We start from the raw sequence: 8442 nt of genomic DNA on the forward strand, positions 1-8442 counted from the left end.
AGCCACGGCTGCGCGCCGGGCTGTGCGGCCATCGCGGTGAGCCGGTCGGCGACGCAACCGCAGCGCTCGGCCAGCACCAGCGTCGCGGTCTCGACCGACAGGTAGGTCAGCACGGTGCGGGACGCGGTGAAGGTCATGCCGGCATTGACACCGGGGTGCTTGTCGCTGGCCGGCATCGCCGACAGCGCGCTGCCCATGTCGCCGAGCATGTGCATCAGCGCGAGCGTCTGGTCGGCCATCTCGCGCCGGCGCGCGGTGGCGGTCTCGGAGCGCGGCGTCACGTCGGCGAGCGCCGACAGCAGGCGCAGCATCAGCTCGTAGCAGACGTTGGCGACGTCGAGCAGCGCGGCGGCCGGCTCGGCGGTGACGTGCACCCGCAGCCCGGCGACGACCGGGTTGCGCATCACCGGGTTGCGCGCCGCCGGGCGGGCCGGCTCGAAGCCCGGGCGGCGCGCCTTCAGCCCCTGCCATTCGCTGCGGATGGCGCAGAAGCGCGCGTAGTGCGAGCCGCTCTTGTTCTCGCGCGAGCCTTCGCCCTGGTGCACGATGAACTCGACGGCCTGGCGCGCCTCGGCCAGCGTGCCGACGGTCATCAGCCCGGGCAGGCGGAAATCCTGCGTGGCCAGCTGCGCCGCGCGCGGCCCGATGAACACCTTCGCCTCGCCGCCGTGCTGCACCAGCAGCTCGCAGCTCTCGGCGATCGATTCGTACAGCTCGCCGACGGTGGTGTAGTCGTCCGGCAGCATCGACAGCCGGCCGGCGACGGCGCGGCGGTGGTAGCTGGTCTTCTCGTAGCGGGTGCCGTCGCGCTCGGCCACGTCGGCCGGCCGCTCGAGGTAGACGAAGTGGTCGAGCGTGGCCTCGTCGAACGGCGCGAGCTCGACCGCGATGTCGGCCGGGAACAGCCCCGCCGCGATCGGGAAATTGAAGCGCCGGTAATGCGGGCGGGCGCCGATCGCGACCGCGATGTTGTTGGCCAGCGCCAGGTGCAGCATCTCGTCGGTGGCGATCGCGATGATCTCGCGGCGCCAGCGCTGCACCGCGGCGAGTTCGTCGGGCTCGAGCCCCTCGTCGGCGTGCTGCTTCAGCGAGAACGCCGCATAGAGGTAGGTGCACATCAGGCAGTGCTCGATCTCGGCGGCCTCGGCGAGCATGCCGACGAGCTGGGCGCGGTGGGAGGCAGGGGTCATGGCCGGCAGCATGCCGGGGAGGGCGCCGCGATGCAAGGGCGGGGCGCGAGAGCCCGACTGCTACGCTCGTGCGATGAACCCACCTCCGCTCTGGCAGGCCTCGGTGCCTGTCTTCCTGCGCTACCTGGAACGGCTGCGCCGCTGGCTCGACCTGGCGCAGGCCCACGCGCCCGGGCCGGGCGCCGAACGCCTGCTCGGCGCCCGGCTGGCCGACGACATGAACCCGTTCGYGACGCAGGTCGTCATCGCGGCGAACTTCGCGTTGCGCGCCTGCCATCCGCTCGCCGGCTTGCCGGTTCCTTCGCCGGACGAACCCGGCGCTGGTTTCGACGGGCTGCGTGCGCTGGTCGATCGCGTGACGGCGATGGTGCGCGAGCTGCCGCAGGAGCGGTTCGACGGCGCCGAGTCCCGCACGCTGGAGAGCCGCGCCGGCGATGCGCTGGTGCGCCTGCCGGCCACCGAGTTCCTGCAGCTCTACGCGCTGCCGAACTTCTTCTTCCATCTGACGACTGCGTACGCGATCCTGCGCAGCCGGGGCGTGCCGATCGGCAAGGCGGATTTCGACGGCCTGCATGCCTATCCGCCGGCCGGCAGCGACGGCGCCGGGGCGACCGAAGAGCGCCGTGCCGAAGAACTCCGCGAGATCGAGCGTTCGCGGCTGCGCGCGCTGGTCGACGGCGACATGCTGCTCGCCCGGCACCTGCATGCGCCGCAGTTCCAACTGGTCACGCCGGCCGGCCGCGCGTTCACCCGCGACGAGTACCTCGGCAGGATCGAGCGTGGCGAGCTTCGCTACCTGCGCTGGGAGCCCGGTGCGATCGACGTCCGCCTGCAGGCCGACAGCGCGGTGCTGCGCTACCAGGCCATGCTGGCCTTCGAACCGGACTCGCCGTTCCGGTGCTGGCACATCGATGCGTACGAGCGGATCGATGGGCGCTGGCAGGTGGTGTGGTCGCAGGCGACGGCGATCAAGGACAGGGATGGCGAGCGCAACGGCTCTCGTTCATGAACCCGCAGCCGCCATCTGTGGCAAGCTGTGCCGCTCATCGTCATGCGCCGCGGAGATTCGTCATGCCTACCCGCATTGAAGTACTGGAAGCAGAAGTCCTGTCCCTGTCGCCGGATGACCGGTCGCGCCTGCTCGAGCGGCTGATTGCCAGCCTGGACGCCGATCCGGACATTCAGGAATCCTGGATCGAAGAGGCCCAGCGTCGCGAAGCCCAGGTTGCCGATGGCACCGTCGGCTTTGCGGCCGGCGACGAGGTCGTGGCCCGTCTGAGGGCCAGTCTGCGGTGAGCTATGTCGTCCTGCCGGCCGCCGAGCAGGAGTTGGCGAGCGCCCTGGAGTTCTACAGGCAGCGAGGCGGCCGAGCACTGGCAGAGGCGTTCGTCGCCGAATTCGAACGTCTTGYCAGGCTGCTGGTGTCCAACCCACATCTCGGTACGCTGGCGGCGCAAGGGCTTCGCATCCATCCCCTGCGCCGCTTTCCGTATTCGATCGTGTACCGCGTCACATCCGAGCGAATCGAAGTGCTCGTGGTCGGACATCACCACCGAAGGCCCCGCTACTGGCGGGGTCGGGCTTAATTCGCCGCCCCCGCGTCCTTCCACCCCCCACCCAGCGCCTTGTACAGCGTCACCAGGTTCTGCGCCTGCAGCGCCTGCACCTGCACCACCGCCTGCTGCGCGGTGAACAGCGAGCGCTGCGCATCCAGCACGTCGAGGTAGCTCGCCGCGCCGTTGCGGTAGCGCAGGTCGGCCAGGCGGTAGCGCGCCTGCTCGGCATCGGCCTGCGCACGCTGCGCCCGCGCCTGCTCGCCGAGCGTCGCGCGGCCGGCCAGCGAATCCGAGACCTCGCGGAACGCGGTCTGGATCGCCTTCTCGTACTGCGCCAGCGCGATCTCGCGGCCCACCTTCACGCTGTCGAGGTTGGCCTTGTTGCGCCCCGCGTCGAAGATCGGCAGCGTCGCCTGCGGCTGGAAGCTCCAGCCGAACGAGCCGCTCTTGAACAGCCCCGACAGCTCGTTGCTCACCGAGCCGACCAGCCCGGTCAGCGTGATGCGCGGGAAGAACGCCGCGCGCGCCGCGCCGATGTTGGCGTTGGCCGCGATCAGCTGCTGCTCGGCCGCGCGCACGTCGGGCCGGCGGTTCAGCAGGTCCGATGGCAGGCCGGCCGGCACCTCCGGCAGCACCTGGTCGGCCACCAGCGGCACGCCCGCCGGCAGGTCGTCCGGCAGCGCCTGCCCGAGCAGCAGCACCAGCGCGTTCTCGTCCAGCGCGCGCTGGCGCGTCTGCTGCGCGAGCGACACGCGGGCCGCCTCGAGCAGCGATTCGGCCTGCCGCAGGTCGAGCTCCGAGCTCGCGCCGTTGTCGAACTTCAGCCGCGTGAGCTTCTGCRAATCCTCGCGCGTCTTCAGCGTCTGCTTCGTCACCTCGAGCAGCTCGTCGTCGGCCAGCAGGTTGAAGTACCCGTTGGCGACCGACGCGATCAGGCTGATCTGCACCGCCTTGCGCGTCTCCTCGGTGGCCAGGTACTGCGCGAGCGCCGCCTGGCTCAGGCTGCGCACCCGGCCGAACAGGTCGAGCTCGTACGACGAGACCGCCAGGCCCACGCTGTAGGTGCTGGTGATGGTGTCGGGCCCGGCCGTCTGGCGCAGGCCGCTCGCGGCCGCGTTGACCGTCGGCCATTCGTCGGCGCGCCTGATCTGGTAGGCCGCGCGCACCTGCTCGATGTTGAGCACCGCGACGCGCAGGTCGCGGTTGTTCCTCAGCGCGAGCTCGATCAGCCGCTTCAGGCGCTCGTCGGCGAAGTAGCTCTGCCATTCGACGTCGCTCGCCTTCGGGCCGGGGCGCGGGGTCGTCGCCTCGCCGGCGAACGAGCCGGGCACCGGCGCCGGCGGGCGCTCGTAGGTCGGGATCATCGTGCAGCCGGCCGCGAGCAGGGCGCTGGCGATCAAGGCCAGGGCAGGGGCCGGGCCGTGCAGCGGCCGGGGGCTTCGGAAATCACTCATGGGAACCATCCTTCGGCGCGCCATTCAGTTCATGCGCGTACATGCGGCGCTGCCGCTCGCTGCCCTTGAAGATGCGGCGCACCACGACGAAGAACACCGGCACGAAGAACACTGCCAGCAGCGTCGCGGTGAACATGCCGCCCATCACGCCGGTGCCGATCGCGCGCTGGCTCGCCGAGCCCGCGCCCGACGCCACCACCAGCGGCAGCACGCCGAGGATGAAGGCCATCGAGGTCATCAGGATCGGCCGGAAGCGCAGGTGCGCCGCCTCCAGCACCGATTCGACCACCCCCTTGCCCTGCGCATGCAGGTCCTTCGCGAACTCGATGATCAGCACCGCGTTCTTCGCGCTCAGGCCGATCACCGTGATCAGGCCGACCTTGAAGTAGATGTCGTTCTCCAGCCCGCGGAAGGTGGCCGCCAGCACGACACCGAGCACGCCGAGCGGCACCACCAGGATCACCGACAGCGGGATCGACCAGCTCTCGTACAGCGCCGCCAGGCACAGGAACACCGCGAGCAGCGAGAAGCCGAGCAGGATGAACGCGGTCGAGCCCGACAGCTTCTCCTCGCGCGACTGGCCGGTCCACTCGAACGCGAAGCCCGGCGGCAGCTGGCCCGCGAGCCGCTCCATCTCGGCCATCGCCTCGCCGGTGCTGCGGCCGGGCGCGGCATCGCCCGCCAGCCGCATCGTCGGGTAGCCGTTGTAGCGGATGGTCTGCACCGGGCCGCTGATCCAGCGCGTCGTCGCGAACGCCGACAGCGGCACCGGCTGGGCCTTGCTGTTCAAGGCGTTCAGGCGCAGCAGGTCGTCYGGCTGCATGCGTGCCGGCGCATCGGCCTGCACCACCACGCGCTGCAGGCGGCCGGCGTTCGGGAAGTCGTTGATGTAGGCCGATCCGAGCGCGGTCGAGAGGGTCGAGTTGATCGAGTCGAAGCTCACGCCCAGCGCGTTCGCCTTGTCGCGGTCGATGTCGATCTGCAGCTGCGACGCGTCTTCCAGGCCGTCGGGGCGCACGCCCGCGACGATCTTGCTCTGGCCGGTGAGGCCCAGCAGCTGGTTGCGTGCCGCCAGCAGCGCCGCATGGCCGTTGCCGCCGCGGTCCTGCAGCCGGAAGGCGAAGCCCGACGAGGAGCCCAGCTCGGGAATCGGCGGTGGGCTGAGCGGGAAGATGAACGCATCGCGCACGCCCATCAGCGCGCCGAACGCGCGGCCTGCCAGCGCCTGCGCCGAATGCTGCGCGCCCTTGCGTTCGTCCCAGTCCTTCAGCGTCACGAAGGCGAGGCCGGCGTTCTGGCCCTGGCCCGAGAAGCTGAAGCCCAGCACGCCGACCATGCTCTGCACTTCCGGCTGCTTCAGGATGAAGCCCTCGACCTGCTGCATCACCTCGACCGTGCGGTTCACGGTGGCACCCGGCGGCAGCTGCACGTTGACGATGATGTAGCCCTGGTCCTCGGCCGGCAGGAACGACGCCGGCAGGCGCGAGAAGGTCCAGCCCACCGCGGCGATGATCGCCGCGTAGATGATCAGGAAGCGGCCGGCGCGTTTCAGGATCTTCGCGACCCAGCCTTCGTAGCCCTTCGCGGTGCGCGCGAAGCCGCGGTTGAACCAGCCGAAGAAGCCGGTCTTCTCGTGGTGGTGGCCGGCCTCGACCGGCTTCAGCAGCGTCGCGCACAGCGCCGGCGTGAGCGACAACGCCATGAAGGCCGACAGCGCGATCGACGCCACCATCACCGCCGAGAACTGGCGGTAGATGTTGCCGATCGAGCCGGCGAAGAACGCGAGCGGCACGAACACCGAGATCAGCACCACCGTCACGCCGATGATCGCGCCGGAGATCTGGTCCATCGCCTTGCGGGTGGCCTCGCGTGGCGACAGCCCCTCCTCGCTCATGATGCGTTCGACGTTCTCGACCACGACGATCGCATCGTCGACCACGATGCCGATCACCAGCACCATGCCGAACATCGTCAGCACGTTGATCGAGAAGCCGAGCCCGAGCAGCGCGCCGAAGGTGCCCAGCAGCGCGATCGGCACGACCAGCGTCGGGATCACCGTGTAGCGCCAGTTCTGCAGGAACAGGTACATCACGACGAACACCAGCGCGACCGCTTCGAGCAGCGTCTCCACCACCTGCGAGATCGAGATCTTCACGAAGCGCGAGCTGTCGTACGGCACGCTGTACTTGACGCCCTGCGGGAAGTAGCGCGAGAGCTCGTCCATGCGCTTGCGGATGGCGGTCGCGGTGGCGAGCGCATTGCCGCTCGGCGAGAGCTGCACGCCGATGCCGGTCGACGGCTTGCCGTTCAGGCGCGCCGAGGTGGCGTAGGTCTGCGCGCCGAGCTCGATGCGGGCGACGTCTTTCAGGCGCACCGTGGAGCCGTCGGCGTTCGCGCGCAGCACGATGTTGCCGAACTGCTCGACGTTGCTGAGCTGGCCGTTGACGACCACGGTCGCGAAGATCGACTGGCCCGGCAGGTTCGGCAGGTCGCCGATGGTGCCGGACGAGACCTGCGCGTTCTGCGTGCGGATCGCGGTGGCGACGTCGGCGGCCGACAGGTTGAAGCCGACCAGCTTGGCCGGGTCGATCCAGACCCGCATCGCGCGCTCGGTGCCGAACAGCTGGGCCTGGCCGACGCCGGGAATGCGCTGGATCTCGGGCAGCACGGTGCGCGACGCGTAGTCGCCGAGCGCGATCGGGTCGTAGGCCGGGTTGTCGGACGAGAGGATCGTGAACAGCAGGAAGTTCGAGCGCGCCTTGTCGACCCGCACGCCCTGCTGCGTGACGGCCGACGGCAGGCGCGGCGCGGCGCGGCTCAGCCGGTTCTGCACGTCGACCTGCGCCAGGTCCGGGTTGGTGCCGGGCTCGAAGCTGATCGTGATCGAGCCGGTGCCGTTGGCCTGGCTGACCGACTCCATGTAGAGCAGGCCGGGCGAGCCGTTCATTTCCTGCTCGATGACGCTGATCACGCTGTCCTCGAGCGTCTGCGCCGAGGCACCGGGGTAGGTGGCCGACACGACGATGGAGGGCGGTGCGACCGGCGGGTACTGCGAGATCGGCAGCTGCGTGATCGCGACGCTGCCGAGCACGATGATGAACAGCGCGATCACCCACGCGAAGATGGGGCGATCGATGAAGAACTTGGCCATGGGGGAAGGCTCRCTGGTTCTGTCTTTGGGGGTCCGGGCTCAGCTGCCGGAGGCGGCGGACGCGGGGGCGGGCGCTGCCGATGCTGCGGCCGACGCCGCGCGGGGCTGCCACGGCACCGGCTTCACCGGGCCCGGGCCGCGCAGCTTCTGGAAGCCGTCGACCATCACCTGTTCGCCGGGCTTCAGGCCGTCGGTGACGAGCCACTGGCCGTCCTGCGCGGCCGAGCCGATCTTGATCGGGCGCGGCGCGACCTTGCCGTCGGCGCCGACCACCATCACCGTGTCGCCCTGGTTGCTGCGCGTGACGGCCTGCTGCGGCAGCGCGATCGCGCCGTCGACCTGCGCCTGCTCGAGCCGCACGCGCACGTACATGCCGGGCAGCAGCAGGCCATCGGCGTTCGGCACCTCGGCGCGCAGCGTGATCTGGCCCGAGGTCGCATCGACCGTCAGGTCGGAGAACAGCAGCTTGCCGGGCTTGGCGTACTCGGTGCCGTCTTCCAGCACGATGCGCACGATCGCGGCGTCGCCGCCGGCCGCGCGCTTGAGCTTGCCGGCCTCGAGCGCCTTGCGCAGCTTCAGCGTCTCGGTGGTCGATTGCGTGAAGTTCACGTACATCGGGTTGATCTGCTGCACCACGGCCAGCTGGGTCGCTTCGCCCTGGCCGACCAGCGCGCCCTCAGTCACCAGCGCGCGGCCGATGCGGCCGGCGATCGGCGACGTGACGGCGGCGTAGCCAAGGTTGATCTGCGCGGTCTGCAGCGCGGCGCGGGCCGACGCGACATCGGCCTCGGCCGACTTCTGCGCGGCCACCGCGTTGACGAAGTCCTGCTTGCTGATCGCGTTCGCCTCGATCAGCGGCTTGAAGCGCTCGGCCTGCGCGGTGGCCTGCGTCAGGTTGGCCTGCGCGCGGGCGAGTGCCGCCTGGGCGCTCTGCTGGCTCGCGACGTAGGGCGCGGAATCGATCTGGAACAAGGCCTGGCCGGCCTTCACGTCGCTGCCTTCGCGGAACAGCCGCTTCAGCAGGATGCCGGCCGCGCGGGCCCGCACCTGCGCGACGCGCGAGGCCTCGAGCCGGCCCGGCAGCTCGGTCA

At 70.3% G+C, this 8442-nt stretch carries 7 protein-coding genes; 3 read left to right on the forward strand and 4 right to left on the reverse strand.

From position 1 onward, the window contains the following. On the reverse strand, window positions 1-1190 hold a 1190-nt coding region (locus AC1D01_RS12680; protein WP_477866669.1), incomplete at its 3' end, for a ferritin-like domain-containing protein. A 73-nt stretch (window positions 1191-1263) separates the two neighbouring features. Between AC1D01_RS12680 and AC1D01_RS12685 the strand changes: the two genes are divergently transcribed. The 3 genes from AC1D01_RS12685 to AC1D01_RS12695 all read left to right on the forward strand — a co-directional run bounded on the left by AC1D01_RS12685 (window position 1264) and on the right by AC1D01_RS12695 (window position 2776). After that, window positions 1264-2199, forward strand: a complete 936-nt coding sequence (locus tag AC1D01_RS12685) for a DUF1993 family protein (protein ID WP_477866671.1) — start codon at window positions 1264-1266, stop codon at window positions 2197-2199. 62 nt (window positions 2200-2261) lie between these two features. After that, on the forward strand, window positions 2262-2486 hold the full coding sequence (locus AC1D01_RS12690) for an addiction module protein (RefSeq protein ID WP_477866673.1): 225 nt from the start codon (window positions 2262-2264) through the stop codon (window positions 2484-2486). After that, window positions 2483-2776, forward strand: coding sequence for a type II toxin-antitoxin system RelE/ParE family toxin (locus AC1D01_RS12695; RefSeq protein ID WP_477866675.1), 294 nt, complete (start codon window positions 2483-2485; stop codon window positions 2774-2776). The genes AC1D01_RS12690 and AC1D01_RS12695 overlap by 4 nt, the downstream gene beginning before the upstream one ends. Here AC1D01_RS12695 and AC1D01_RS12700 read toward each other — a convergent pair. The 3 genes from AC1D01_RS12700 to AC1D01_RS12710 all read right to left on the reverse strand — a co-directional run. Continuing rightward, window positions 2773-4200 carry an efflux transporter outer membrane subunit gene (locus tag AC1D01_RS12700; RefSeq protein ID WP_477866677.1) on the reverse strand — a complete coding sequence of 476 codons (1428 nt, stop codon included), beginning with the start codon at window positions 4198-4200 and terminating at the stop codon, window positions 2773-2775. The two genes, AC1D01_RS12695 and AC1D01_RS12700, sit on opposite strands and share 4 nt — an antisense overlap. Then, window positions 4193-7351, reverse strand: a complete 3159-nt coding sequence (locus AC1D01_RS12705; RefSeq protein ID WP_477866679.1) for an efflux RND transporter permease subunit — start codon at window positions 7349-7351, stop codon at window positions 4193-4195. The genes AC1D01_RS12700 and AC1D01_RS12705 overlap by 8 nt, the downstream gene beginning before the upstream one ends. Before the next feature lie 39 nt (window positions 7352-7390). After that, window positions 7391-8442 (reverse strand): efflux RND transporter periplasmic adaptor subunit (locus tag AC1D01_RS12710; protein ID WP_477866681.1); only part of this gene is annotated, 1052 nt, incomplete at its 5' end.

Source organism: Rhizobacter sp. P3_B12, assembly GCF_056402895.1.